The sequence below is a fragment of the Phyllobacterium sp. P30BS-XVII genome (assembly GCF_014138335.1).
Classification (GTDB): domain Bacteria; phylum Pseudomonadota; class Alphaproteobacteria; order Rhizobiales; family Rhizobiaceae; genus Phyllobacterium; species Phyllobacterium meliloti.
The window spans coordinates 55,575-81,298 of sequence record NZ_JACGXO010000003.1 but is presented as its reverse complement, the minus strand read 5'-3'; the positions used below and the strand labels follow the sequence as shown (position 1 = coordinate 81,298).

At 53.4% G+C, this 25,724-nt stretch carries 30 protein-coding genes; 16 read left to right on the top strand and 14 right to left on the bottom strand.

Translation table 11 applies throughout. The annotated features are described in order from the left end of the window. Position 1: 1 nt before the first annotated feature. The 5 genes from FHW17_RS25345 to FHW17_RS09530 all read right to left on the bottom strand — a co-directional run bounded on the left by FHW17_RS25345 (position 2) and on the right by FHW17_RS09530 (position 1,955). Entirely contained in the window at positions 2–136 is a 135-nt protein-coding gene (locus FHW17_RS25345; RefSeq protein WP_255784423.1) for a hypothetical protein, read from the bottom strand. A 251-nt stretch (positions 137–387) separates the two neighbouring features. Beyond that, positions 388–756 (bottom strand): hypothetical protein, encoded by a 369-nt coding sequence (locus FHW17_RS09545; RefSeq protein ID WP_182509706.1) that lies wholly within the window; start codon positions 754–756, stop codon positions 388–390. 76 nt (positions 757–832) lie between these two features. After that, positions 833–1,306, bottom strand: a complete 474-nt coding sequence (locus tag FHW17_RS09540) for a hypothetical protein (RefSeq protein WP_246706783.1) — start codon at positions 1,304–1,306, stop codon at positions 833–835. 179 nt (positions 1,307–1,485) lie between these two features. After that, positions 1,486–1,665 carry a Flp family type IVb pilin gene (locus FHW17_RS09535; RefSeq protein ID WP_112524128.1) on the bottom strand — a complete coding sequence of 60 codons (180 nt, stop codon included), beginning with the start codon at positions 1,663–1,665 and terminating at the stop codon, positions 1,486–1,488. A gap of 110 nt (positions 1,666–1,775) precedes the next feature. Then, a complete protein-coding gene (locus FHW17_RS09530; RefSeq protein WP_091884006.1) occupies positions 1,776–1,955 on the bottom strand; it encodes a Flp family type IVb pilin in 180 nt (59 codons plus the stop codon). A gap of 772 nt (positions 1,956–2,727) precedes the next feature. Between FHW17_RS09530 and FHW17_RS09525 the strand changes: the two genes are divergently transcribed. Further along, complete coding sequence (locus FHW17_RS09525; RefSeq protein WP_182509704.1) at positions 2,728–3,546, top strand: hypothetical protein; 819 nt, start codon at positions 2,728–2,730, stop codon at positions 3,544–3,546. A gap of 68 nt (positions 3,547–3,614) precedes the next feature. Here the strand turns inward: FHW17_RS09525 and FHW17_RS09520 are convergent, their stop codons facing one another. Further along, positions 3,615–3,941, bottom strand: a complete 327-nt coding sequence (locus FHW17_RS09520; protein ID WP_112524121.1) for a hypothetical protein — start codon at positions 3,939–3,941, stop codon at positions 3,615–3,617. Between the two features lie 379 nt (positions 3,942–4,320). Between FHW17_RS09520 and FHW17_RS09515 the strand changes: the two genes are divergently transcribed. Beyond that, positions 4,321–4,671, top strand: a complete 351-nt coding sequence (locus tag FHW17_RS09515; RefSeq protein ID WP_227986882.1) for a hypothetical protein — start codon at positions 4,321–4,323, stop codon at positions 4,669–4,671. Between the two features lie 61 nt (positions 4,672–4,732). On the opposite strand, the gene FHW17_RS09510 is transcribed toward FHW17_RS09515, so the two are convergent. The 3 genes from FHW17_RS09510 to FHW17_RS09500 all read right to left on the bottom strand — a co-directional run bounded on the left by FHW17_RS09510 (position 4,733) and on the right by FHW17_RS09500 (position 6,772). Then, positions 4,733–5,113: a DUF305 domain-containing protein gene (locus FHW17_RS09510; protein WP_182509703.1), complete on the bottom strand. Its 381-nt coding sequence runs from the start codon at positions 5,111–5,113 to the stop codon at positions 4,733–4,735. A gap of 61 nt (positions 5,114–5,174) precedes the next feature. After that, the gene (locus tag FHW17_RS09505; RefSeq protein WP_182509702.1) at positions 5,175–5,540 is read right to left on the bottom strand and encodes a hypothetical protein; all 366 of its coding nucleotides are present in this window, start codon (positions 5,538–5,540) and stop codon (positions 5,175–5,177) included. 53 nt (positions 5,541–5,593) lie between these two features. Next, the gene (locus FHW17_RS09500; protein ID WP_182509701.1) at positions 5,594–6,772 is read right to left on the bottom strand and encodes a cystathionine beta-lyase; all 1,179 of its coding nucleotides are present in this window, start codon (positions 6,770–6,772) and stop codon (positions 5,594–5,596) included. A gap of 140 nt (positions 6,773–6,912) precedes the next feature. On the opposite strand from FHW17_RS09500, the gene FHW17_RS09495 reads away from it, so the two are divergent. The 10 genes from FHW17_RS09495 (at position 6,913) to FHW17_RS09450 (ending at position 14,203) form a co-directional block, all read left to right on the top strand. Then, entirely contained in the window at positions 6,913–7,710 is a 798-nt protein-coding gene (locus tag FHW17_RS09495; RefSeq protein WP_182509700.1) for a phosphatase PAP2 family protein, read from the top strand. Between the two features lie 231 nt (positions 7,711–7,941). Further along, positions 7,942–8,970 carry an amino acid ABC transporter substrate-binding protein gene (locus FHW17_RS09490; RefSeq protein WP_112524106.1) on the top strand — a complete coding sequence of 343 codons (1,029 nt, stop codon included), beginning with the start codon at positions 7,942–7,944 and terminating at the stop codon, positions 8,968–8,970. A gap of 109 nt (positions 8,971–9,079) precedes the next feature. Next, a complete protein-coding gene (locus FHW17_RS09485; protein WP_112524103.1) occupies positions 9,080–10,276 on the top strand; it encodes an amino acid ABC transporter permease in 1,197 nt (398 codons plus the stop codon). 2 nt (positions 10,277–10,278) lie between these two features. Then, complete coding sequence (locus FHW17_RS09480; protein WP_112524100.1) at positions 10,279–11,439, top strand: amino acid ABC transporter permease; 1,161 nt, start codon at positions 10,279–10,281, stop codon at positions 11,437–11,439. A gap of 12 nt (positions 11,440–11,451) precedes the next feature. Next, positions 11,452–12,255 (top strand): amino acid ABC transporter ATP-binding protein, encoded by an 804-nt coding sequence (locus tag FHW17_RS09475; RefSeq protein ID WP_112524097.1) that lies wholly within the window; start codon positions 11,452–11,454, stop codon positions 12,253–12,255. Beyond that, positions 12,252–12,935 (top strand): TIGR02117 family protein, encoded by a 684-nt coding sequence (locus FHW17_RS09470; RefSeq protein WP_112524094.1) that lies wholly within the window; start codon positions 12,252–12,254, stop codon positions 12,933–12,935. The genes FHW17_RS09475 and FHW17_RS09470 overlap by 4 nt, the downstream gene beginning before the upstream one ends. 70 nt (positions 12,936–13,005) lie before the next feature. Continuing rightward, positions 13,006–13,305 (top strand): hypothetical protein, encoded by a 300-nt coding sequence (locus tag FHW17_RS09465; protein WP_112524091.1) that lies wholly within the window; start codon positions 13,006–13,008, stop codon positions 13,303–13,305. Beyond that, complete coding sequence (locus FHW17_RS09460) at positions 13,302–13,481, top strand: hypothetical protein (protein WP_112524088.1); 180 nt, start codon at positions 13,302–13,304, stop codon at positions 13,479–13,481. Before FHW17_RS09465 ends, FHW17_RS09460 begins: the two co-directional genes overlap by 4 nt. Before the next feature lie 249 nt (positions 13,482–13,730). Continuing rightward, positions 13,731–14,030 carry a hypothetical protein gene (locus FHW17_RS09455; protein ID WP_112524085.1) on the top strand — a complete coding sequence of 100 codons (300 nt, stop codon included), beginning with the start codon at positions 13,731–13,733 and terminating at the stop codon, positions 14,028–14,030. Next, the gene (locus FHW17_RS09450) at positions 14,030–14,203 is read left to right on the top strand and encodes a hypothetical protein (protein ID WP_162700427.1); all 174 of its coding nucleotides are present in this window, start codon (positions 14,030–14,032) and stop codon (positions 14,201–14,203) included. Before FHW17_RS09455 ends, FHW17_RS09450 begins: the two co-directional genes overlap by 1 nt. A gap of 6 nt (positions 14,204–14,209) precedes the next feature. On the opposite strand, the gene FHW17_RS09445 is transcribed toward FHW17_RS09450, so the two are convergent. Together FHW17_RS09445 and FHW17_RS09440 are read right to left on the bottom strand one after the other, a co-directional pair. Then, positions 14,210–15,475, bottom strand: a complete 1,266-nt coding sequence (locus FHW17_RS09445) for an FAD-dependent monooxygenase (RefSeq protein WP_112524082.1) — start codon at positions 15,473–15,475, stop codon at positions 14,210–14,212. After that, the gene (locus FHW17_RS09440) at positions 15,476–15,724 is read right to left on the bottom strand and encodes a zinc-finger domain-containing protein (RefSeq protein WP_112524078.1); all 249 of its coding nucleotides are present in this window, start codon (positions 15,722–15,724) and stop codon (positions 15,476–15,478) included. Positions 15,725–16,056: 332 nt separating this feature from the next. Here FHW17_RS09440 and FHW17_RS09435 point away from each other — a divergent pair, with 332 nt between their 5' ends. From FHW17_RS09435 to FHW17_RS09425, 3 genes are read left to right on the top strand one after another with little or no spacing between them, the layout of a single operon-like run. Further along, positions 16,057–18,264, top strand: coding sequence for an RNA degradosome polyphosphate kinase (locus tag FHW17_RS09435; RefSeq protein ID WP_162730214.1), 2,208 nt, complete (start codon positions 16,057–16,059; stop codon positions 18,262–18,264). Further along, positions 18,261–19,772, top strand: a complete 1,512-nt coding sequence (gene ppx, locus FHW17_RS09430; protein WP_113096064.1) for an exopolyphosphatase — start codon at positions 18,261–18,263, stop codon at positions 19,770–19,772. Before FHW17_RS09435 ends, ppx begins: the two co-directional genes overlap by 4 nt. Positions 19,773–19,815: 43 nt before the next feature. Beyond that, complete coding sequence (locus tag FHW17_RS09425; protein ID WP_182509969.1) at positions 19,816–20,163, top strand: DUF3088 domain-containing protein; 348 nt, start codon at positions 19,816–19,818, stop codon at positions 20,161–20,163. Here FHW17_RS09425 and FHW17_RS09420 read toward each other — a convergent pair. Then, complete coding sequence (locus FHW17_RS09420; RefSeq protein ID WP_182509699.1) at positions 20,160–21,077, bottom strand: EamA family transporter; 918 nt, start codon at positions 21,075–21,077, stop codon at positions 20,160–20,162. The two genes, FHW17_RS09425 and FHW17_RS09420, sit on opposite strands and share 4 nt — an antisense overlap. A 78-nt stretch (positions 21,078–21,155) precedes the next feature. After that, positions 21,156–22,316: a ribonuclease D gene (gene rnd / locus FHW17_RS09415; RefSeq protein ID WP_112524066.1), complete on the bottom strand. Its 1,161-nt coding sequence runs from the start codon at positions 22,314–22,316 to the stop codon at positions 21,156–21,158. 236 nt (positions 22,317–22,552) lie between these two features. Here rnd and aspS point away from each other — a divergent pair, with 236 nt between their 5' ends. Next, entirely contained in the window at positions 22,553–24,343 is a 1,791-nt protein-coding gene (gene aspS / locus FHW17_RS09410; RefSeq protein ID WP_112524488.1) for an aspartate--tRNA ligase, read from the top strand. Between the two features lie 77 nt (positions 24,344–24,420). Here the strand turns inward: aspS and FHW17_RS09405 are convergent, their stop codons facing one another. After that, positions 24,421–25,620: a hypothetical protein gene (locus FHW17_RS09405; RefSeq protein WP_113096062.1), complete on the bottom strand. Its 1,200-nt coding sequence runs from the start codon at positions 25,618–25,620 to the stop codon at positions 24,421–24,423. Positions 25,621–25,724 lie beyond the last annotated feature (104 nt).

The following is a 25,724-nucleotide window of genomic DNA, read 5'->3' as shown; positions in this document are numbered from 1 at the left end:
CTCATCGGCCAAACTTGCGGCCGAGAACGAGAACAATAGGTATAATAATCATAAAAACAAAGAGATAGCCCCAGACTGGAGTCATGTAGGGCGCGTAATCATCTTTCTCTCTTCTCTCGTCGTCGTCCTCATCCATTGCCTTCTCCTGCATGGGCCGGGCCAAGCAACAGTCAACGGATTTGAGCCTGCAATCGGGGTGAGGACCAATTCACGTTCGACCGGCGTGGCAATTCGAGAACAATTCAGCAGGCTTATAATAACACTGACCCGAGCGGTGCGGGAGAGCTAATATTTCAGTTTTTTGAAGCAACATTCCGGCACCCGCACATTGGATGCCGGTACTGGTTTACACCAAGACGGGGCCGGAGCCGTCTGGCTACCATTCAATTAATCGGATTCAACCTCAACCTCGATGTAATCCTCATAGATGTCGATATGAATCAGCGGTGTGCCATTGATGATGGCACGCCGGGCTCCCGGCGTGAATCTGCCACGATTGAGCATGCTTTCAAGACGGGCGCGATTTTCTTTGCTGCGAAAGAAGCTGTCCCCGTGATCTTCGGCATCCCGATCGCCATAAACGTAATAATTGGCACGGTCCTGACGGATAATCGCCGCGGCGCTGTCCAGCCTTTGGCCGTTGGAATTGAAATGGTCGGTTGAACTAAGCCTTGCGGTGTAGCTGTCGATTGGCTGCGCGTGGCTCACGGTTTGCATGGCGAGCAAAAACGCCGCCGAAAGATAGATCGATTTCATAAAGAACTCCCCCAAAATTGCGGCCAAGATTTAATCGGTCTTTATGCCGCTGTCGAGCGTTTGGGGGAGTTTTGCACTACCGGATAATGGGATGGAAGCGGCGAAGCGATGCAAATCCGGCAATGATGAACAGAACAAACACAATCCCTTGAGCAATGGCGAAAGGTGGCTCCGTTCCGGTAGGGGCGAGTGCGTTGAGTGGGGGTATTTTCTGAAAGGATTGGGCGACCAGCACGAACACGTTGAGGTAAAGTGAGATGATTGCAGTCACAACATAAATCCAGCGCGCTGCGCCCACAAGGCGGTAGGGATAGCGTGCTGCAATCGCGGCGGCGAGAAAGACGATGGAAATGATCCCGACGCCAATGGCAGGCGTAAATCCATTATAGGGAAATCCAAATCCGGTCAGGCTGGTTGCAACGGTGGTAACGAGAAAGATCAGTGTCCAGCCATCCTTCCTATCGGAATTGAACAGGCCAGTGAGAACAACAAGTCCCGATATGATGCCGATAAGGCTGATAAGTACGTGGAAGAAAGTATAATAGGTCATGCCAAAGATCATGATGCCGTCCCCCAATCGGTTTTGTTCAGAGTTATTCTGAATTAAAACGGACAAACGAAACAAGCTTTTGTATCAATTGTAAATATTGATCTGTAAACAATATACTTGAGTAAAAATATCAATATTGTCTTGGGCTGCCCGCTTGGCAGGCAGCCCCAGATGCATGCTTATGGAACAGTTGCGCCGTCGAGCTTAGTGCTCAGTTTGGTGAACAATCCGTTGAGGCTCGTACCGAGCGAAGTAGCGCCAGCAATAATGCCGACGGAGATGAGGGCAGCAATCAGACCGTATTCGATCGCGGTTGCGCCGGATTCATCTTTGAGAAAACGTGTAAGAAGAGTTGTCATGATTTGTATCTCTGTTAAAGCGTTGCATCTATATGGTTCGTTGAACCGTTGTGAGCGATGCTCAAAGGGAAACGGGGCTGCCCACTTGGCAGACAACCCCGGATAAATGCTTATTTGACTACGGTAGCGTCGAGCTTAGTGCTGAGTTTGGTGAACAATCCGCTGAGGCTCGTGCCGAGCGAAGTAGCGCCAGCAATGATGCCGACGGAGATGAGGGCAGCAATCAGACCGTATTCAATCGCGGTTGCGCCGGACTCATCCTTGAGAAAGCGTGTGAAAAGAGTTGTCATGTTTATATCCCTGTTGAAGCGTTGCGTTTGACGCGGTTTCGTTGAACCGTCGTGAAATTAGGCTTTCAACAATTGCGGCTGACTTAAAGAAACTGGTTAGCAAATAGTCACCAGTCTTCTTGCTTAATCTCTGGTTACATTGTCTTGAAGATTTTATTAAAAATAGAATTTCAAATGTAATGTGCATAACTATTGCTGCTTCTGCCTTGCTATAGACCAAGCAATCGTCACTCTTTACCGGTGGTGACCAGAAAGAGCCTAGCAAGCTATTTTGCGAACACCCTCGTCACCGCACTGGTTCGACGTTATTGTTGGTCAAGTCTTCCGCTGGAGATATAAAGATATAGCTGCAGTAACGCGTCTTCAAGGCAAATATAATTTTCGTCGATTTTATGTACGTAATTGGTTTTATCGTTAAACAAAGCTTTGAATAGAAAATTCCATATAAATGAAACTAAGAAAATAAAAAACTCGTACCTGTTTCCTGAAGGCGACTGCCAGTCTCTGGTGTGCGTCGGATTCAGGAGGTGATCGCAATAACATAAGTATATATTGTCGATATAAGTACGAAATTTTGTTTATTTTTGCAATCTGCATTCGGCAGCTAAGGGTTTTTGTTCGATTTTTATTTAAAAGAAAATTGAAAATACAAAATGTAAACTACAGTTACAATAATTATATTGAAAAATATCAAATAATAATGCATATAGAAATATTCTAAGCTTCAGTTTTAATGCTTGGACAACATAAGAAAATGGGTAGGGAGGTTGTAATGAGTAAATTTTATAAAAAGACGAGCTGCATCGTCGCTAGCTCCTTAATACTTGCAGTTATTTCCACGTCAGCCCTCGCCGGAGGATTATCAGTAGGCGGTGTTTCGGTGGGAGGCTCGCAGAATGGCGGTCTTGGTGTTGGCGTTGGTGCTAACATCGGTGGCATCAAGGCGGGCGCGGATGCATCCATAGGTGGATCAAAAGGTATTGCAGCAGGAGCAGGAGCTTCGGTTGGTGGTGCAAATGGCATTAATGCCGGTGCAGGCGCGCAAGTTGGTAACGGCGTCAAGGCGGGCGTTGGCGCGAATGTGGGCGGTGCCAATGGTGTGACGGCCGGTGCTGGTGCAAGCGTTGCATCAACAGGCATCGGCGCTGGAGCAGGTGCCAATGTTGGTGGTACCAACGGTGTATCCGCAGGTCTGGGTGCTGGTATCGGTTCGAACGGTATTGGGGCAGGTGTGGGTGCCAATGTTGGTGGAACTGGCGGTATCGGCGTCGGTGTCGGCGTTGGTATTGGCGGCGGAACTAAGCCAGGCGGCACAAATCCCGGCGGCACAAATCCCGGTGGTACGAATCCGGGTGGTACAAATCCTGGAGGAACTAATCCCGGCGGTGGAATTATCGGTGGAGGCACAATGCCAGGCGGTGGTATCAAACCAGGCACTGGTGTGAAATCCAGTGTCATTTCAGCGAGGTTGGCAGGCCTTACTGCACAGGACCGTATGAAGTTGAGAATCCGTTGTGCTGAGATTTCATCCAATTCGATGAGCTACGACAGTTCTCTCGTTGCGCTATGCAAGATGCTTCGCGGCACATGAGGTCAAACGGATAAGACAGAAATGGCCCCGCAAGGGGCCATTTTTATAAACGGAACAGCGCCGTGCCTTCAGCCAGCGCATTTTCTTCTGGCGATCGAACGGGTCATGGAATCAACCTGACCTTGCAGCGCACCGGCCTTCTTCTGGTTGGCTGTGCGATAATCCGGGAGAATTGGCCCAAAACCGGTGATGACATCAGGGTCCTGATAACCCTTGCCATTGGTCAACTGGTTAATCTGTGCCATTGCCGCATTCTTCTGGGAAATCAGGGCAGGGCACTCGGTCGTGTCATAGTGCAACGACGAAATTTTTTCGCGGTCAAGCTGCCCCTGTATGTTGCCACAACCGGCAAGCAGTACCGCAAGAATAATCACCGGAAGGTGTTTTGTCGTCATGTGCCAATATCCTCGATCACGAATAGCGGGACATGAATGGGCCAATGACGCGGTTTTGGCAAGATGTCAGCTCGAATCTGTTGTTGCCGAACTGTCGCAAGCCCTGTGGTCGCGCCAGAGGCAGGGGAACGGCGAACGTTTCCAGCCAGACTTTAAACCGTTTGAATCATAAATAAATACTATCAATAGTTTGCAGGGTTTTTCATAATAAAGATATCAAGATTGATACTTAAAACTGTAGTGAAAACTCGATTTAATCAGAAATGTCGAGTTAATCGGTCTTGTATTAAAGTTTTGTCTTGCTGATCGAGCCTACTCACCCTTATGATTCTGTTTCCGGGAGCCCCCGGCAGTGCAACACAAGAGTGAGGAGACAGGAATGCCTGGTTTGCTGCACCCACTTCACGAGGGCCATGCGCCCTTCATATTGCATAGTGCCTTTCAGGACGCCATTGATGCTTTGGAGGACTGGGAGCTCGGGAGTGATGAGCCTCAGATTGAGGTCAATGACAGGCAGGTTGTAATCAGCGCCGTGTTCCGGCGTCTTTGGACCTGTACGGATATTCTTCCAGCCAGAACATTGGCCGTCGTGGAAGATTTGCTGCCATTGCGCTCAGCCGAATTCAGAGCTGGCACATCAACCTATGCCGATGCCGCCCATAGCCTATGGGAACTCAGCATGCAAAAACGCGCTGCCTCCTTCGAGATGCAGCATCACAACGCCTCCTGAGAATTATTGGAAGCTTTTAAATTACCCGCCGGACTGACCCGGCGGGTAATTTATTTGACGGTTAGTTGCCGTGCTTGGCGAGCCACGCTTTCATCTGCTTGATCTCGCCTTCCTGCGCGGCAATGATATCTGTTGCCAGCTTGCGGATTTCTTCATCCTTCCCGTATTTCAACTCCACCTTGGCCATGTCGATCGCGCCCTGATGGTGGGCAATCATGCCGCGGACGAAATCCTTGTCGGCTTCGCCGGTGAACTTGATGGTCATGTCTTTGTGCATTTTGGCATTTGCTTCAGCAAAGGCCTTCGATGACGGACCCTGATCGCCGGTTGGCTGCATGGCCATGGCATCGTGTTTCATCATCTTGTGGTCCTGTGCCAATGCAGGGGAGGCAATAGCCAGAAGCCCAGCGAGGATGGTAGCGGAGAAAGTAGTCATTTTCATTGGATTGATCTTTCCTTGGGTCAGACAGACAAGCACAGGCTATGACCCGTTCGCCTCTGCGTTAAATGGAAATGGAAGCGATCAATTTTGGTTTGGGAGGGGGTGACAGGGGCGCGCTGGCCTGTGCCACAAGCGGCAACTCCGTACCATGCGGAACCACCATTCGTGTGGATGGCGTCGTAATGGTGACGAGTGTGATAGCAGGAATGGCGATACAGGCGGAACAAAGGGCGGGATGGGGAACTTTGGCCATGCCCATGCAGTGTTTTTGTTCACCGGCGCAGGCGTGGGCATGGCCTGCCATCGGCTTTTGGTCTGTAACCTGTGCCGTCATTTCCGTTGCCAGCCGGACAGGCGCCGCAAATACGGGCACCCAACCGACGGAGAACGCCGTGAGGAAGGTCAGAAGAATGGCAAGCCTGCTCATGGCTTTGTCATAGCAAGAACGATCCCAAACGCGAAATCACCTTCTGTTTATTGTTATTGCGCCGCTTTGGCTGCCGCGAGAGCTTTTTCGAGATCAGCGATGAGATCTTTCGTATCTTCGAGACCGATCTGCAGGCGGATAAGCGCTCCCGCATATTTCTTGCCAGTCAGAACCCGGTCCGAAAGATTGACCTGAAGCGCAAGACTTGCATAGCCGCCCCACGAATAGCCGAGCGCAAAAATATCAAGCGCGTTGAGAAAGGCTCTGGCCTGTTTTGTTTCGCCCTTGATAACGATGGAGAAGACGCCCGCAGCACCGGAAAAATCCCGTTTCCACAAGGCGTGCCCGGCATGGCTCTCAAGAGCCGGGTGCAGGACTTCAATGACACCGGGCTGCCGTTCAAGCCAGCACGCTATTTCAAGCGCATTCTTGCCATGCTGATCCAGACGCAGCTTCATTGTACGCAAGCCGCGCAAAACATCATAAGCATCATCGCCAGCAACGCATAGGCCGATGGCCGTATAGGCGTCATCAAGCCGCTTGAAGCATTTTTCATTGGCTGAGATCGTGCCCATGAGAATGTCCGAATGGCCTGACGGATATTTTGTCGCCGCATGGATGGAGATATCGACGCCAAAATCCAGCGGCTTCAGATAAAGAGGTGTCGCCCAGGTATTGTCCATCATGACAATGGCCTCTGCCGCATGGACTTTTTCGACAATCGCCGGAATGTCCTGAATTTCAAATGTGTTGGAGCCCGGCGATTCAGTGAAGACAACTTTTGTATTGGGGCGGATGAGCTTTTCAATGTCTGCGCCAACAAGCGGGTCATAATACTCGACCTCGATACCCAAGCGTTTCAGCATCGTATTGCAGAAATAACGTGTGTTGCCGTAGACGCTGTCGACCATCAGCAAATGATCGCCGGGTGACAGGAACGCGAGAAGCGGAACGGTTACGGCTGCAAGGCCTGATGGGACGAGCAGGGTGCCGAATGAGCCTTCCAACTCGTCAATTGCCTGACACAGCGCATCGGTTGTGGGCGTGCCATGCGTTGCATAACCATATCTCTGCTTATGGCTCGCCATGGTTTCCGCATCAGGGAAAAGAACGGTCGAAGCGTGAACAACCGGCGGATTAACAAAACCGTGATAATCACGGGGATCATAGCCGCCATGGGCCAGACGCGTGTTGATCCCGAATTTTGCCATCTTATCAGACTCTTTGCCCATGGATATTCTCCGCATTGCGATGCATGACAATTGTAAGTGCTGCGAGAAGTCGATAATGCCACGACGTTCCCGTTGCAACAGTCGAGTAATGCCAGATGAGGAACAGTTAGCCTGTTTAGGTTCAGGCAATTGGAGAAACAATGACGGATGCCGCCAATTCACAATCCCTGTCAGGCATAAGACGCGCGGGCCGGTCGATCGTCAATTTTTTGCGACGCATGCGAGCGCCTGCCCATCCGAACACACCTGCCGTATGGACCGGTGGCATGTCGATGGCGGCGGTGCTGATATTTTTCTTCATTCTCCTGTTGCATCCCTTCGATGAACTCCTCTCACGCGAGTTGTCTTCCCATGAGGGGCCATTGAGTTCCATGCGGCTGCTGACCGATATCGGTCTGTCCCAGTGGTATCTGATCCCGGCGTTCTTCATTGCGGTGTGCCTGATTGGCATTAACTGGCGCAATCTGCCCCATGGGCGGCGCGTGCGTCTGGGCTTGATTTATTCACAGGCAACATTTGCTTTCTGGGCTGTGGCCCTGTCAGGAATCCTGACCAATATTGCCAAATTCTGTATCGGGCGTGCCCGGCCGAAATTTATCGATACTCTTGGCGCCAATGGGTTTTCACCGTTTCAGGCCGGTTATGATTTTGCGAGTTTTCCGTCGGGACATTCAACCACAATGGGTGCTGTCGGAGCCGTTCTCGCGCTATGGTTTCCGCGCTGGCGGGTACCGATCATTCTGGCAACCATGTTTATTGCCTTCACGCGCATCATCGCGCGGGCCCACTATCCGACGGATGTGGTTGCCGGTTATTCGGTCGGCTTCCTCTTCACCATTGCGCTCGCCAGATTCCTTGCCGGGCGCCGTGCCGCCTTTTTGTTCGACGGCACTCGATTCTTCCCGATTTTGCGTTTTCGCGACCGGTTTTGGCGCTGATTTGAGTTTTTGAACAAGAAATAATCGAAAACTTCAACAAGAAGCAGCTATTCGGCTGTTTCTGCAAAAATATTGGGCAAAGATTATCCCTTGACCAAACTCACAGAATGCCCTTCGATACAGGGGTGAATGGGAGACATGTTGGAGCCTTGAAAGGGCACGGGGGGAACCCGCCAATATGGAAGATTCCTCTCTGGGAACCACGGGCAACAATTAAAGGGTTTGGTAGTTATGAAAAATCTTGTTTTGAAGGGCGTATTGGGGGCATCTGCGTTGGTCCTGCTGGCTTCCGCTGCTTCCGCTGGCACGCTTGATGACGTTAAGAAAAAAGGCTTCGTGCAATGCGGCGTAAACACAGGTCTTGCTGGTTTCGGCGCACCAAACGACAAGGGTGAGTGGTCCGGTTTCGACGTTGACTATTGCCGTGCGGTTGCCGCCGCCGTTTTTGGCGATGGAACCAAGGTAAAGTTTACACCGCTTTCCGCCAAGGATCGTCTTCCTGCTTTGCAGTCGGGTGAAATTGACGTTCTGATTCGCAACACCACATGGACACTGAGCCGCGACACGCAGGGCTTTGATTTCCCCGGTGTCAATTATTACGACGGTCAGGGCTTTATGATCAACGCCAAGAAGCTGTCGGGTATCAATTCCGCATTGCAGCTTTCGGGTGCATCGGTTTGCGTTCAGGCCGGCACAACGACCGAACTCAATCTCGCCGACTACTTCAAGGCGAACAAGATGGAATACAATCCTGTCGTGTTCGAGAAGCTTGAAGAGGTCAACGCCGCCTATGATGCCGGCCGTTGCGACGTCTATACCACCGACCAGTCGGGCCTTTATGCCATCCGTCTGACACTTTCTGCGCCGGATGATCACGTTGTTCTGCCTGAAATCATTTCGAAGGAGCCTCTCGGCCCCGTCGTTCGTCAGGGCGACAGCCAGTGGGCTGACGTTATCCGCTGGACACATTATGCCCTGCTGACCGCTGAAGAACTTGGCATCACCAAGGCCAATGTTGACGAACTGACGAAGAGCGACAGCCCTGAAATCAAGCGCGTGCTTGGTCAGGAAGCCAACACCAAGCTTGGAACGGACCTTGGTCTGACCAATGACTGGGTTGTCAAGATCGTCAAGGCGGTCGGCAACTATGGCGAACTGTTCGAGTCCAATGTCGGTTCCGGCAGCAAGCTCAAGATTGCACGCGGCATCAATGCTCAGTGGAGCAAGGGTGGCCTGCAATACGCAATGCCGATCCGCTGATTTTTTAACTGATCGATTTGAAATCCGGGAAGGGGGCTCTGCCTCCTTTCCGGGAAAACAATTACAAAAATAATAAAAATAAAAAACGAACTAAAGAAATGAGGGGTCAATGGCATCGCAGGATATTACGCCTGTCGGTACAGATAGTGCCAAAGCATCACTTTTAAACGATCCGAAAATTCGCGGCTACATTTATCAGGTCGTGGTTCTGGTTGTACTGGTGGGATTGGTCTACTGGGTCGTCAACAATACAATCGCCAATCTGCAGCGCGCCCACCTGGCAACAGGTTTCGGTTTTCTCGACGGTCGCTCCGGGTTTGATATCAGTTCTCATCCGTTCACCAGCTATTCGAGCGACTCCACCTACATAAACGCGCTTTATGTCGGTTTTTTGAATACATTGCTGGTCGCCGTTGTCGGTATCATTACCGCCACCATTATCGGTTTTATTATTGGCGTCGGGCGGCTCTCGCACAATTGGCTTATTCGCAAGCTCTGTACGGTTTACGTCGAGGTTTTCCGTAATATCCCGCCGCTGCTGGTTATTTTCTTCTGGTACTCCGGTGTTTTGGCTGTTTTGCCGCAAGCACGACAGAGCATTGCATTGCCGTTCAGCACGTTTCTCAACAATCGCGGATTCTATTTTCCGGTTCCGATTTTTGGTGAAGGTGCCTGGCTGGCAGGTGCCGCATTTATCCTTGCCATCATAGGCACATTTTTTGTCCGCCGCTGGGCCTATAAACGGCAAATGGCGACGGGACAGCAGTTCCCTGTTCTCCTGACCGGCTTGGCCTTGATTGTCGGACTGCCGCTTCTGGCTTTTGCTCTCAAAGGTTTTCCGCTGACCTTCAACCGTCCTGTGCTCGGCTCATTTAATCTGAGCGGCGGTTCGCTTGTCGGCCCCGAATTCATGTCGCTCTATCTTGCGCTTTCCTTCTATACGGCATCCTTCATTGCCGAGATTGTGCGCTCCGGTATTCGCGGTGTGGGCAAGGGGCAGAGCGAGGCGGCCCATGCCCTCGGGCTGCGCGCCGGTACAACCACACGGCTGGTCGTCGTGCCACAGGCCCTGCGCATCATCATTCCACCACTGAGCAGTCAATTTCTGAATCTGACCAAGAATTCGTCTTTGGCCGTGGCGGTAGGATATCCTGATCTTTTTGCCGTCGGCGGAACGATCCTCAACCAGACTGGCCGTTCCATCGAAGTCGTAACCATCTTTATCATCGTATATCTCAGTCTGAGTGTGCTGACATCGCTCTTCATGAACTGGTTTAACGCGAAGATGGCATTGGTGGAGCGCTGATCATGGCTGATAGCAACAATCTGAGTTTCGTTCGTACCGAAATGCTGCAGGGCCAGACACCGCCTCTGGGTGAGCGGGGCGTCGTCCGCTGGATCAGGCTCAACCTCATGGCAACGCCCATTGATGCCATATTGACGGTCTTTGCCATTTTCCTTCTGGCGTGGTTCGTACCGCCGATGATCAACTGGCTGTTTATTCAGGCCTCATGGTCCGGTGCGGACCGGGCAGTCTGCTCGACTGTCGCGCAGGGCGGTGTCATGCCCGATGGCTGGTCGGGTGCATGCTGGGCTTACGTGAACGCCAATTTCAACCAGTTCATGTATGGCCGTTATCCGCTGGAAGAGCATTGGCGTGTCAATCTTGTTGGCATTATCTTTTCTTTGCTGTTGATTGCGTTGCTGACGCCAAAAGCTCCGTTCAAGACCGCCAATGCGATCGTGTTTTTCTTCATTTTCCCCATCTTCGCCTTCTTCCTGCTGGTTGGTGGCTGGTTCGGTCTTCCCTACATTGAAACGGCGACCTGGGGTGGCTTGCTTGTCACGCTGGTGCTTTCCTTTGTGGGTATTGCCGTGTCATTGCCGCTCGGTATTGTTCTGGCCTTGGGCCGGCGCTCGAAAATGCCTGTTATCAAGATGCTCTGCGTCATTTTCATTGAAATGGTGCGCGGCATTCCGCTGGTGACGGTGCTGTTTATGGCCAGCTATATGCTGCCACTGTTCCTGCCGCCGGGCGTATCCTTTGACAAGTTTCTGCGCGCACTGATTGGTGTGGCACTCTTTGCTTCGGCCTATATGGCTGAGGTGGTGCGCGGTGGTCTGCAGGCAATCCCGAAAGGACAATATGAAGGTGCTGACTCGCTCGGATTGAGCTACTGGCAGAAAACCGGCCTCATCATTCTGCCGCAGGCGTTGAAGATGGTGATCCCGGGAATCGTCAACACCTTCATCGGTCTGTTCAAGGATACATCGCTGGTTTCCATTATCAGTATGTTCGATCTGCTCGGAACCGTGCGCCAGCACTTTAACGATGCAAATTGGGCATCACCACAAACCCCCATCTCCGGCCTGATTTTCGCCGGTTTCGTCTTCTGGATTTTCTGTTTCGGCATGTCGCGATATTCCATCTTCATGGAACGCAGGCTGGACACAGGACATAAACACTAAGGAGTACCTTGCATGACCACTGAAAACGTCGTCGATCCATCTGAACTTCATGTCGACCGCTCCTTGATGCAGGTCTCCAAGACCGATGTTGCCGTTGAGATCACCAACATGAACAAATGGTATGGTGATTTCCACGTCCTCAAGGACATCAACCTCAAGGTGATGCGCGGTGAGCGCATCGTCATCGCCGGTCCTTCGGGGTCGGGCAAGTCCACCATGATCCGCTGTATCAACCGGCTTGAAGAACATCAGAGCGGCAAGATCCTCGTTGATGGTATTGAACTCACCAACGATCTGAAAAAGATCGATGAAGTGCGGCGCGAAGTTGGCATGGTGTTCCAGCATTTCAACCTGTTTCCGCACCTGACAATTCTGGAGAACTGCACACTGGCCCCAATCTGGGTGCGCAAAATGCCGAAGAAGAAGGCGGACGAGATTGCCATGCATTATCTCGAACGCGTCAAAATCCCCGAGCAGGCCAATAAATATCCCGGTCAGCTTTCCGGTGGTCAGCAGCAGCGTGTGGCGATTGCCCGCTCGCTGTGCATGAATCCGCGCATTATGCTGTTCGATGAGCCAACGTCGGCGCTCGATCCTGAGATGATCAAGGAAGTGCTGGATACGATGGTTCAGCTTGCCGAAGAAGGCATGACCATGGTTTGCGTGACCCACGAGATGGGCTTTGCCCGTCAGGTGGCAAACCGCGTTATCTTCATGGATCAGGGCCAGATCGTCGAGCAGAACGAACCAGCTGCGTTCTTTGATAATCCGCAGCATGAACGGACAAAGCTGTTCCTGAGCCAGATTCTTCATTGAGACTTCTGCGTCTCATCCTGAAATCCATTGCAGCGGTCCTTGTGGCCGCTGCTTTGGTTTTTGTGGCTGGCGCATTGATACCCCGCCCGTTCTTTCAGACAGGCCAAACGTCGCAGATCCCACGCACAGTCCTCCTCCTGTCCAATCCCATTCATACGGACATTGCGTTTCCCGCCGATCCGGATGTGCTGGCACGATTGTCTTTTCTAAGGAATGAGAACTTTCAGCTCACCGATCCCCGTATCGCCTGGATTGTTGTGGGTTGGGGAGGGCGCAGCTTTTATCTGGAGACACCCACTTGGGCGGAACTCAAATTCATGCCTTTGATGCGCGGGTTGACCTATGATGCATCCGCCATGCATGTGGAGCCCATCGGCACCATCGATACGAACCAGCCCGCGATCAAACGCTTATTGGTCAGCCCGGAGGCTTTCGACGCCATGCTTGCCAATATGTTGGCCTCCTTCCAGCGGGACGCAGAAGGAAAAGCGGTGGTGATCGACGGCGCTGGCTATGGGCCGAATGATCGCTTTTTTGAAGCCAAAGGCACATTCACCGCGCTTCTTGGTTGCAACACGTGGACGGGTGCCATTTTGCGGGCCGGTGGTCTGCGCACGGGAGTATGGAATCCGTTGCCCCAGAGCCTTGTCTGGTCGCTCAAACATTATAATAATTTGTAGAGCGGGTGTTTTTTACCGCGCTTCTTTTTAAATAAATCATTGATTTTATTGAATTTATATTGGGGTTTTTATGAGTGATGATCTTCAGGGGCTGACTAGTAAACAGATAGACGCGGCAGAATTATTGCGTAAGAGCCGCAACAATGAAGTGCTGAAATATACGGTTGCCGCATATGACCGCCTCTCCACGGCAATCTTCATCACGGGGTTTCTTGGACCGATTTTTGGTTCGGTTTTGAATCCGGCTCTATTGAGCAATTACAACAGGATAGGCAAGTTTCTGATCGTTTGTGGATTGTTGCAAGCGTTGATGATATCCTGCGGCCTGCATCTTTATGGAAAGATTAAACTAAGAGATGGTTGGCAATGACAATTGATTCAAACATGCTCATTTATGCAATTTTCATGATTAATCTTATTGGAATAGGCGGTTTTTTTGCCGCTCGATACGAGTTCAATCAGCTTGAAAAAGAAACCGAGCGGTCCAAGCAACAGATCGCACGGGCAAGGCAACGTTTGCGTGAACAAGCATTACCCGCAGAATAGTCTCTCCGGCATTCACGAGCCCACGGACAGACAAGGTGGCGAATGCGAAGGTGCCACGCTTGGACGAGCGCTATTTTGCGGGCCGGTCGTCTGCGCACCGGCGTTTGGAACCCTCTGCCGCGATGCCTTGTCTGGTCGCTCGAATATTATAATGATTTGTAGCTGCGGACGTTTCGTCCATACTGATTTCCAGTTAACTAATTGATTAATTTAATTTTTATTTGAAGTATTGTTCATTCGGAGTTTTTAATGACGGAGAACTTTGAGGAAATAACCAGCGAGCGATTGCGTGAAATCGCTGCAACAGAGCAAATGTGGAATAACGAGTTACGCAAGTATGTCGCTTCGGCGCTCGATCGGCTGTCTACGGCGCTCATTGTGGTTGGTATCCTGGCGCCGATAGTTGGGATCATGGCGAATCCCTCAGTTTTGCAGCAGGGCAACACCTTCTGGTTGATAATGAAGTTTATTGCGATGGTATTCGGCGGCGTGTTATCTTTTGGTCTGCATATTTGCGGCAGATGGGTTCTGAAAAGAGGGTTGTCCTGATGCTCACCTATGAGATGGTCTGGATCGGCACGTGGGCTTTCATGGTCTTAGCTATGGTGGTTGGTGCGATTGTGTATGGCCTGCATGAAGTGGACCAAAGCCAGAAAAAGACGGATATTCGACTTGCTGCGATCGCTCGCGAATTGGAGCGCCGTGCCACGGCAGCCGAATAATCGGTACTATTTGGACTCCGCATCAAATCCATAAAGCCAGTCAAAACCTGCGACAAACTTTTCCACGGGGCGATTGCGCATGAGCAGATTGCGGGCAAGGGCAACCGGTCCTTTCGCGTGATAGGCCAGTTGATTGAGTGCGCCGCGGCGTATGACCGATTCAATGCGTCGTGTTCGGCTTTTGGCATAGGCCGCTAGTTCTCTCGGCCAGTTTTCCTTCTGCTCACCAAGCGTTGCGGCGAGGGCGCAGGCGTCCTCGATCGCCATGGCTGCACCTTGCGCCGCATAGGGCGTCATTGCATGGGCAGCATCGCCGATCAGCACAAGCCTGTTGTCCTGCAGAAAGTGACAGCGCTTCATCTCGAACAGCCGCCACGGCGTCCATGGACCGACGGACAGGACCAGATCGCGAATACCCGGATGCCACGCGTAGAAATCCTTGGCAAAGTTCTGACTTGGTGCATCGGGGCTGATTTCGACATCCCAACGGCCACCGCTTTTCCGGTCGCGGGCTACGGCCACGAAATTCATCATCTCGCCTGAACGCATGGGGTAGGCGATCAGATGCGCGTTGCTGCCGGTCCAGGCGACCACATTTTTTCCTTCGGGCAGAAGGGCGGTGAACGATGCGGGCAAGCGGCTAATTGGAACTGAGGCACGCCAGGCGATAGAACCGGTATAGCGCGCCTGATCATGATCAGATGCTGCATTACGCAAAATCGACCAGACACCATCAGCCCCGACCAGCAAGGCACCGTGATGTTCCTCGATACGGTCATTATATTGGACACGCACCATCACACCCTGCGAATCGCTTCGATGATGAGTTACAGAGGATTCCAATTGCATGGCAATATTATCGCGGCTGCGGACCTCGGCGAGCAATGCGCGTTGCAGGTCCGCGCGATGACAGACAATGTAGGGGGAATGCCAGCGTTCTTCCGCGCCTTTGCCCATGGGTAGATGCAGAAGCGTGTTGCCGCTTATCCCGTCCTGCAGACAAACGGCATCTGGCTGTACCGATGCGGGCATCAGGCGGTCAAGCACACCGAGGCGTTGCAGGAGACGCGTTGCATTGGGCGAAAGCTGTATACCAGCCCCGGCTTCGGCAAGAACGGCGCTCTTCTCGAATATCTGGACTGCAAATCCTCTGGCGCTGAGCGCCAGCGCCAAAGTCAGACCGGCAATACCGGCGCCGGCAATAATGATCTGATCAGGGTTGGGGGTTCGCCTGTTGCGGGCCGTCTTCAGGTCGATGACGGGCGTTTGCAATCAGGCGGCCTTGTTGTCCACATAGGTGCAACCCGCAGGAATAGTCTCTTCCGCGCCGAGTGATGCGTCATAACGATAGAGCGTCGAGCAGTAGGGGCAGACTTTTTCGTTATCGTCGCCAAGATCGAGGAAAACATGCGGATGATCGAAAGGTGGATTGGCACCGACGCACATGAATTCCTTCACGCCAATGCTGATGGCGGCGTGGCCAGCGCTGTTCTGGAAGTGGGGAATGCTGTGTCCAGCCATGTGTCGCTCCTGAGCTTTCGGTCAATACGCATTAGTATTGCCTCCCTCATAGAGCAATTCTGCCATTATGAAAATCGCTTCTGTTGCCTCAAAGCGAGGCAATCTGACACAAGTGCGGTTCATCCCGTGACAAATGCCGCTTTGGTGGGTCTGTTACTATTCATCCGGCTTAGAATTTCGTCGCGAAACGCTGCAATTCCGGTGTAAGCTCTTTGGCGCGTTGATATTTTATCGGGCGAACGAGAATTTGCGGCGACTGCTATAAAAGCTTCAAGAGACTTCTCTATTGTGGCCTGTGATTCCGCGTTTGACGGGACTATTCTAATCGGAGAATGACAATGAACGATCAGTCACCCGCCATAACGAATGCAGTCGAGGCCATCGATCTGCCGGATCTGCATAGCAGTGTCGATCGCTTCGTCAATCGCGAGTTTTCCTGGTTGCAGTTCAATCGCCGTGTGCTGGAAGAAGCCCATAATCTGCATCAGCCGCTGCTGGAGCGTTTGCGCTTCCTGTCAATCTCCGCTGCCAATCTGGACGAGTTCTTTATGGTGCGTATCGCTGGCCTTGCGGGCCAGGTGCGTGCAGGCGTTTCCAACCGCAGCCCTGACGGGCGCACGCCGCAGGAACAGCTGGAATTTGTCCTTGATGAAGTCGGCAAGCTGCAGGCGGCCCAACAGCTTCGCTTCAACGAACTGCGCGTGGAGATGCTGGCCGAGAACATCGAGATTGTCCGTCCTGATAAGCTGACTAGAACCGAGCGGCTCTGGCTTGAGGATCACTTCCTTGAAACCATCTATCCAGTGCTCACGCCACTCTCCATTGATCCGGCACATCCGTTTCCATTCATTCCCAATCTCGGTTTCACCATTGCGATGCTCTTGAGCCGGAGCACGGATAATCGCCCGATGACCGCGCTTTTGCGTCTGCCGCAGGCTTTGAAACGTTTCATCCAGATTCCTGATGATGCTGGCCGTTTCCGCTTCCTGACACTTGAGGATGCCATCAGCCTGTTCACCGGACGCCTGTTCCCCGGCTATGAGGTGAAGGGAGCCGGTACATTCCGCATCATCCGTGACAGCGATATTGAAGTGGAAGAAGAGGCTGAGGATCTGGTGCGCCTGTTCGAAAGCGCGCTAAAGCGCCGTCGGCGCGGTCAGGTGATCCGCATCGAGTTCGACGATGAAATGCCTGAATCCCTGCGCGCTTTTGTGGCGACCGAACTCGGCGTTCCTGACAACCGTATCAGCGTTCTCGAAGGTCTTCTGGCGCTGAACACGATCTCCGAAATCGTCAGCATTCCACGCGGCGATCTGAAATTCGTGCCTTACAATCCACGTTTCCCCGAGCGCGTGCGCGAGCATGGCGGTGATTGTTTTGCTGCGATCCGCGAAAAGGACATCGTGGTTCATCACCCCTACGAATCCTTCGATGTTGTTGTGCAGTTCCTGCGTCAGGCCGCTGCCGATCCGGAAGTGGTTGCCATCAAGCAGACGCTGTACCGCACTTCCAATGACAGCCCGATTGTCCGTGCGCTGATCGATGCAGCCGATGCGGGCAAGTCGGTCACAGCGCTGGTGGAATTGAAGGCGCGCTTTGACGAAGAAGCCAATATCCGCTGGGCACGCGATCTGGAACGCGCTGGTGTTCAGGTCGTTTTCGGCTTTATCGAGCTGAAAACTCACGCGAAAATGTCGCTGGTCGTGCGGCGTGAGGAACAGAAGCTGCGCAGCTATGTGCATCTTGGCACGGGCAATTATCACCCGATCACCGCCAAGATTTACACCGACCTGTCATTCTTCACCTGCGAGCCATCCATTGGCCGTGACGTTGCCCAGATTTTCAACTTCATCACTGGCTACACCCAGCCGTCGGGCGAGATGGGCATTGCCGTATCGCCAACGACATTGCGGCCGCGCATTCTCCAGCATATTGAGGAAGAAATCGCCCACGCCAAAGCTGGCCGCCCGGCTGCCATCTGGATGAAGATGAATTCGCTGGTTGATCCGCAGATCATTGATGCTCTGTATAAAGCCAGCTCGAACGGCGTGGATATTGATCTCATCGTGCGCGGTATCTGCTGCTTGCGACCGCAGGTTCCGGGCCTTTCCGATACGATCCGCGCCAAATCCATCGTTGGTCGTTTCCTCGAACACAGCCGAATCTTCTGCTTCGGCAATGGCGAAGGGCTGCCTTCGGAAAAAGCGCTCGTTTATATTGGTTCTGCCGATATGATGACGCGCAATCTCGACCGGCGTGTTGAAACCTTGGTTCCGATCACCAATCCAACTGTGCATCAACAGCTTCTTTCACAGATTATGCTGGCAAACCTTCTCGACAACCAGCAGAGTTACGAGTTACTAGCAGACGGTACGTCGCGTCGGATCAGTCCGGCAGATGGAGAAGATGCTTTTAACGCGCAGGAATATTTCATGACAAATCCCAGCCTGTCTGGCCGCGGCAAGTCGCTGAAGTCTTCAGCACCACGCTTGATCGCCCACCGTAAGCGATCCAAAGCAGCGAAAAACAAGACTGCATGATTTCCGCAGCACAGGGACGCGTGCAGGGGCGTCATCCGGCTGGTGTCATCGACATCGGCTCGAACTCTGTACGTCTGGTCGTTTATGAAGGTGTTACCCGCTCGCCCACAGTGCTTTTCAATGAGAAGATTCTGTGTGGTTTGGGCAAAGGATTGGTCAAAACCGGCAAGCTGAATGAAAAAGCCGTGCAGAGCGCCTTGCGCGCACTGCGCCGCTTCCGTGCCTTGGCTGATCAGGCCGGTGCCCGTTCGCTTGATGTGCTGGCGACAGCCGCCGCGCGCGAAGCCGAAAATGGTCCTGATTTTATCGCACAGGCTGAAATCGTTCTGGGTGAGCCAATCAAGGTTCTGTCTGGCCGTGAGGAGGCCTATTACTCCGCACTTGGTGTTATCTCGGGTTTTCACGATCCGGATGGCATTGCGGGCGATCTTGGTGGTGGCAGTCTTGAACTGGTTGATGTCAAGGGCCGCACGATCGGCGATGGCATAACGCTGCCGCTTGGCGGCCTGCGTTTGCAGGATATGTCGAACGGTGATCTGTCCCAAGCGTCCGAGATCGCCAAGAAGACATTGGAATCGGCAAAGCTGCTGGCCAAGGGCAAGGGCCGCGCATTTTATGCGGTTGGCGGCACATGGCGAAACCTCGCCAAGCTGCATATGAGCGCCGAACACTATCCTTTGCATGTCATGCATCACTACGAGATACCGTTTGAGGAAGCCCAGCGTTTTCTCAAACGTGTCGCCGACGGCAATCTCGACAATATGCGCGGAATTGAAGATGTGTCGAAAAACCGTCGCGCGCTCCTGTCCTACGGTGCCATCGCCTTGCTGGAAACAATCCGCAAGATGCGCCCGTCAAAGGTTGTGTTCTCTGCACTTGGCGTGCGTGAAGGTTTTCTCTTCTCGTTGCTGTCGGAATCCGAACGTCTTGAAGATCCACTGATATCAGCTGCCGATGAGCTTGCTGTTTTGCGTGCCCGCTCACCGGCCTATGCGCGCGAGCTGGCAGACTGGAGCGGCGAAGCCTTTGCCGCTCTCGGCTATAATGAAACAGAGGATGAGAAACGTTATCGCCGTGCTGCCTGCCTGATTGCCGATATCAGCTGGCGCGCCCATCCTGATTATCGCGGTTCGCAAGCACTGAACATGATCTCCAATGCGGCGTTTGTCGGTATTGATCATCCGGGCCGGGCCTATATCGCGCTTGCCAATTTCTTCCGGCACGAGGGCGTTGCCAACAGTTCGGCCGATCCAGAGCTGGCCTCGCTCGCCAGCCCGCGACTGCTGGAGTATTCCAAGGTGTTGGCCGCGATCATGCGGATTGTCTATCCGTTCTCTGCATCCATGGCCGGGGTTGTTCCGAACCTTTCATGGAAACAGGCTTCCGATGGCCTTTATCTGGAAGTGGCGGCGAAGAATGCTGATCTGATCGGCGATGTTCCCGAGGGACGTTTGCAGCAATTGGCAAAACTGACAGGCAAGACCTTGAAAATGGCCATCGGCAAATAACCGGCTTTCTCATTTCTGGATGGAGATTGATGCAGTGACACAAATCACGAAGGATCAGCTTTTTCTTCTTCGTCCTGATTTTGAGGACCCCGCCTATCCGGGCAAGCGCTTTTACTGCTGGCATTGCGCGCTGATGGAAGGGGTTCTCGCATCCTTTCCCGCGCTTGCCAAAGGCCTTGATGTGCATCGGATTGCTTGGCCAAGGCCGCGTCAGGACGTTGTGGCACTGCTTGGAAGCGAGAACCAGTCGCTTCCATTGCTTGTGCTGGCAAACGGAGAAACATCCGCCTTTCAGACAGGCGTCTATAACGGCCATGCTTTCATTTCAGACAAGGACGCCATTTTGAAAGCATTGACTGAGCGGCACGGTTTTCCCGAAGCACATCCTTAAGCAGGGACAGTTGCCCGCTTGCGCGCTGGCAAGGTCATAGCTGCAACGCCTGCGATAACGCAGACGAGGCCAATCCATGCTGTTGACGTCAGGCTTTCGCCGAGAAACAGGACGCCGATGCCGACGCCAATTGGCACACGCAGATAGGCCTGCGATGTCGCGCCAACGGTACCAAGCGTATTGATCAGCCGGAAATAGATCACAAAGGCGAGGGCGGTCGAAAACACGGATAGGCCAAGCAGTGCCAGCAAGGAATGCGCTGAGGGTGCCAAGGTCCAAGGCTGGTCGACCACGAGGCTGACTGGAATGAGAATGACGGCACCGCAGATCATCGATCCAGCCGCTGGCATCATCGGGTCAAGCCCTTTAAAACCTTTGCCGAAGATCGCTGCGACCGCATAGGAAATCGTTGCGGCAACGATGGCAAGTTGCGCCACCAGTTCCTTGCCAATCCCGTTGAATGCTTCAAGCCCGATAATCAGCGAAATGCCGACAACACCTGCCGCAACGCCAAAAACCTTGCGGGTGGTCACAGGCTCATGCCGGGTGATCAGCGCGGTCAGCAGGAAAGCAAAGATGGGCGTTGTTGAATTCAAAATGGTGGCAAGCCCGGCATTCACAGTCTGTTCGGCCCAGGCGACCAAAGTAAACGGAACGACACTGTTGATACAGGCCTGAATGAAAAAGCGCTTCCACACCGCAGGGTCGCGGGGCAGCGAAAGACCGCGCATCTTGATGATGGCAAGCAGCAATCCACCGGCAATCAAAGTCCGCGCGGCAATGAAAGTGACGGGCGGGATCGTTTCCACCCCGATCTTGATGAAGGTGTAGGAGGCACCCCAGAGCGTCGCAAGAACGGCAAGCAGGACCAATTCTCTCGTCAACGAAAAGTCTTGAGTGGGGGTATCAGACATTATTGCCTCGCATCAGCATGGTTTCAATGGGCCGATGCTAGCTGGTTTGAACGGGCCGATACTTCGGCCCGCACCGAACTATAGGTCTGCGCAGGGCACAGCCCGGATTCGCTTGTTCTCAAATTTCAGGCAAAGCTCGCCATTGATCAGCTGCAGCGCCTTTTCGCCGAAAACTTCGCGGCGCCAGCCTTGCAGAGCCGGAATATCGTCGGCATCGCCTTCCGCAGCAATCCGGTCGATTTCATCCGATGTCGCCACAACTTTGGCGGCAACGCCATGTTCTTCCGTTACCAGACGCAGCAGAACTTTCAAAAGCTCCGCAGCGGCACCGGCACCTTCAGGCGACTGCACGGATTTCGGCAGGCGCGGCATGTCTTCCTTTGGCAGGTCGAGCGCAATGTTGACCGCATTGAGCAGGCCGGTTGCGATACTGGAGCGCTCCCAACCCTTGGGGATCGTGCGAAGGCGGCCCATCGCTTCCACATCGCGTGGCTGCTGCTGGGCAATTTCGTAAATGGCATCGTCCTTGAGAACACGGCCGCGCGGCACATTGCGCTCGCGCGCTTCCCGTTCCCGCCATGCGGCAACGCTGCGCAATACGGCCAGTTCCTGCGGCTTGCGCAGGCGCATTTTCAGGCGCTTCCATGCATCGTCAGGGTGCATGTCATAGGTTTCGCGGGCGGTCAGCACCTTCATCTCATCGAGAACCCAGTCCGTGCGGCCTTCTTCCTCAAGCTTCTTGTTGAGATAGAGATAAACATCACGCAGGTGCGTTACGTCAGCCAATGCGTAATCCAGCTGCTTGTCGGAGAGCGGGCGACGACGCCAGTCGGTAAAGCGCGAGGATTTGTCGATCTGCGCCCCATTGACCCGCTGCACCAGCTGGTCATAGGCAATCGCATCGCCAAAGCCGCAAACCATCGCCGCAACCTGCGTATCGAAAACAGGGTGAGGGATCAGATTGCCGAGATGGAAAATAATCTCGATGTCCTGCCGCGCGGCGTGAAACACCTTGACGATGGTTTCATCGGCCATCAGCCGGAAAAACGGCGCAAGATCGAGACCCGGCGCGAGAGCGTCGACAATGGCAGTATGATCAGGGGATGCAAGCTGGATAACGCAAAGCTCCGGCCAGAACGTGGTCTCCCGGATGAACTCCGTATCGACGGTTACGAAATCGGATTGCGAAAGGGCGGCTACAGCCTGGTCTAGCTGATCTGTGGTTGTAATCATGGTCATGAAATTTCTATAGCGAATGGAAATGCATTTGTCTCGTCTGTCTGAGTTTCTTCGTTACCAGAGCGCTGTCATTGCTTGCATATAGCTGTTTGGGGCTCACAAATGCCCCATCGGGCAATTCGCAATCTTGACAAATCATCATCAAAATGCGCTTGTCCGCGCAAATTCCAGATTATATCCGGGGCTTTCTTCACGCCTTCCGGCAACAAGCATCAAGCATCTCAGAGGCACATATCATGCACCGTTACCGCAGCCATACCTGCGCCGCCCTGCGGAAATCCGACGTTGGTTCGACAGTTCGTCTTTCCGGTTGGGTTCATCGCGTCCGCGACCATGGCGGTATTCTCTTTATCGATATCCGCGATCATTACGGTCTGACCCAGATCGTTGCCAGCCCCGACTCGCCCGCATTCAAGGTGGCCGAGACCGTGCGCGGCGAATGGGTTATCCGCGTGGATGGTGAAGTGAAGGCCCGCACGGATGATACTGTCAATGCGAACATGCCCACCGGCGAGATCGAAGTCTTTGCCCGCGAGATCGAGATTCTCTCGGCTGCCAAGGAATTGCCGCTGCCGGTGTTCGGCGAACTCGACTATCCTGAGGATATTCGCCTGAAATACCGCTTCCTTGATCTGCGCCGCGATACGCTGCACAAGAACATCATGTCGCGCACCAAGATCATTGCCGCCATGCGCCGCCGTATGACCGATATCGGCTTCACGGAATTCTCAACGCCTATCCTGACGGCTTCCTCGCCGGAAGGTGCGCGCGACTTCCTCGTGCCAAGCCGCATTCATGCCGGCAAGTTCTATGCGCTGCCGCAGGCGCCGCAGCAGTACAAGCAGCTGATCATGATGTCCGGTTTCGACCGTTACTTCCAGATCGCGCCATGCTTCCGCGATGAAGACCCGCGCGCTGACCGTCTGCCGGGTGAATTCTACCAGCTCGACGTTGAAATGAGCTTTGTCGAGCAGGAAGATGTTCTGGCGACCATGGAACCCGTTCTGCGCGGCGTTTTCGAAGAGTTTGCCGAGGGCAAGCCTGTTACGCAGGAATTCCCGCGCATCGCCTATGACGTTTCCATGCGCAAATATGGCTCCGACAAGCCTGACCTGCGCAACCCGATCGAAATGCAGGCCGTGACCGAGCATTTCGCTGGTTCCGGCTTCAAGGTTTTCGCCAACATGATCGCCAACGACCCGAAGGTCGAAGTCTGGGCCATTCCGGCCAAGACGGGCGGTTCGCGTGCATTCTGCGACCGCATGAATTCCTGGGCGCAGGGTGAGGGACAGCCGGGCCTCGGCTATATCTTCTGGCGCAAGGAAGGCGAAGCGCTTGAGGGCGCTGGCCCGCTTGCCAAGAACATCGGACCGGAGCGTACCGAAGCATTGCGCGTGCAGCTTGGTCTTGACGATGGCGATGCGGCATTCTTCGTTGCTGGCGATCCGAAGAAATTCGTTTCCTTTGCCGGTGCCGCACGTACCCGCGCTGGCGAGGAACTGAACCTCGTTGACCGCGACCAGTTCAAGCTGTGCTGGATTGTCGATTTCCCATTCTTCGAGTGGCTGGAAGAAGAAAAGAAGATCGATTTTGCCCACAACCCGTTCTCCATGCCGCAGGGTGGCATTGATGCACTGGAAAATCAGGACCCGCTGACGATCAAGGCGTTCCAGTACGATCTCGTCTGCAACGGCTTTGAGATTTCCTCTGGCGGTATCCGCAACCATCTGCCTGAGACCATGGTCAAGGCATTTGAAGCGGTTGGCCATTCGCGTGAAACGGTGGAAGAGCGCTTTGGTGGTCTTTATCGTGCGTTCCAGTATGGCGCACCGCCCCATGGCGGTATGGCTGCCGGTATCGACCGTATCGTGATGCTGCTCGTGGGTGCGAAGAACCTGCGCGAAATCACCATGTTCCCGATGAACCAGCAGGCCTATGACCTTCTGATGAACGCACCATCCGATGTGTCGCCAGCCCAGCTGCGCGATCTCAACATCCGTCTCGCGCCGATGAAGAAAGAGGATTAAAAACTCTTTCTAACCGACTCCAGATAAACAAAAAGCCCGGCATCGCTGCCGGGCTTTTTCGTTGTTATCCGTGTGGATTACTGATTGGCGTTAACAGTGACGCCAAGTGTCTTGATCAGCGACTTCGGATCAGCCATGCCGCCAGCTGCGATAATCGCAAATGGAACAGACTTGGCTGGAGCAGCCTTGATCTCGATGTTCTTCGGGCTATCGAGATAGGCACTGACAGCTGTTCCCAATGCCTGTGCAAATTCGGCGTTGCCGAGCTGTGCCGCCATCATCGGCAGAATTGCCTTGCCCTGATTGACCAGATCATCGCGCTTCATACCCTGCTGCTTGGCAGCATAATCGAGCGCTTTATTTGTAACCGAACCATCGTCAAAGCGGATCGACGCACCGGTGAAGCTCAACTGCTGCATCAGGCCAAGCATGGCCATGCCCTGTGCTTCATCAGTTTTGCCTTCGCCTTTCTTGACGGCTTCCTGCATACCCTTGATGAAATCGAGCGTGTAACCGGAGATATCAAGCTTGAAGCCAAGGGTGCCCGCATTGTCAGCAATGAAATCAAACTTGTCGAGGTTCAGGCGACCATCAGGAACATTCCACGAGCCGTTGAAGTCGATTTTGCCTGAAACAGTTTCATAACCGAGTGCCTTGAGCGCGTCCTTGGTTTTCGGATCTTCCACGCCTGTAAGATCAGCCTTGAAGCTTTCGACATTGGATGTGAATACGACGGGAGCAGACGCAGTGAGCGGTGAGATCTTAACGGTCAGATTGCTGGCGGAGAATACGTCTTTGCCCTTGGCATTGACGTTGATCTGCTTCACGCCGCCCTTTTCATATTGCATCATCTTTGCCAGAGGGTCGGTTGCTCCTTCGGCGGGAAGGGTGATGCCTTCCAGCTTGATACCTTCAACGGCAACCTTGCTGTCAGCTTCGCCTTCTGGGTTGAAGCTGATGTCCGGTACGGTCAAGGAGCCGATCTTGAAACCACCGCCGGAGATATCATTGACGTCGGTCAATGTTACGTCACCGGCTTTGAAGCTTTCCTTGACGCCGGTCGCCGAAATCTTGGTGTCCTTGAGAACAATTGTCGAGCCATTGGTTTCGACATTCCCGAACTCCAGGGTGCCACCCTGTTCACCATAGACAGCCTTCAAACGGGCAGCCACGGCATTACCGTCCACCGCATAGGCTGAACCGGCAAAGACAACGACGAGGGCAGTGGTCGCAGCCATAAGGTGCAAGCCGGATTTCAGAGAGGTGGTTGGACGCATAGTGGATTCCTTGTTTTGGTCAGTAGGTAGTTCTATCGCATGTCGCGCGGCAAAACTATGACGGTCATGCGGCATGAATTTTGGCAAATTCGGCGGTAGAAAGT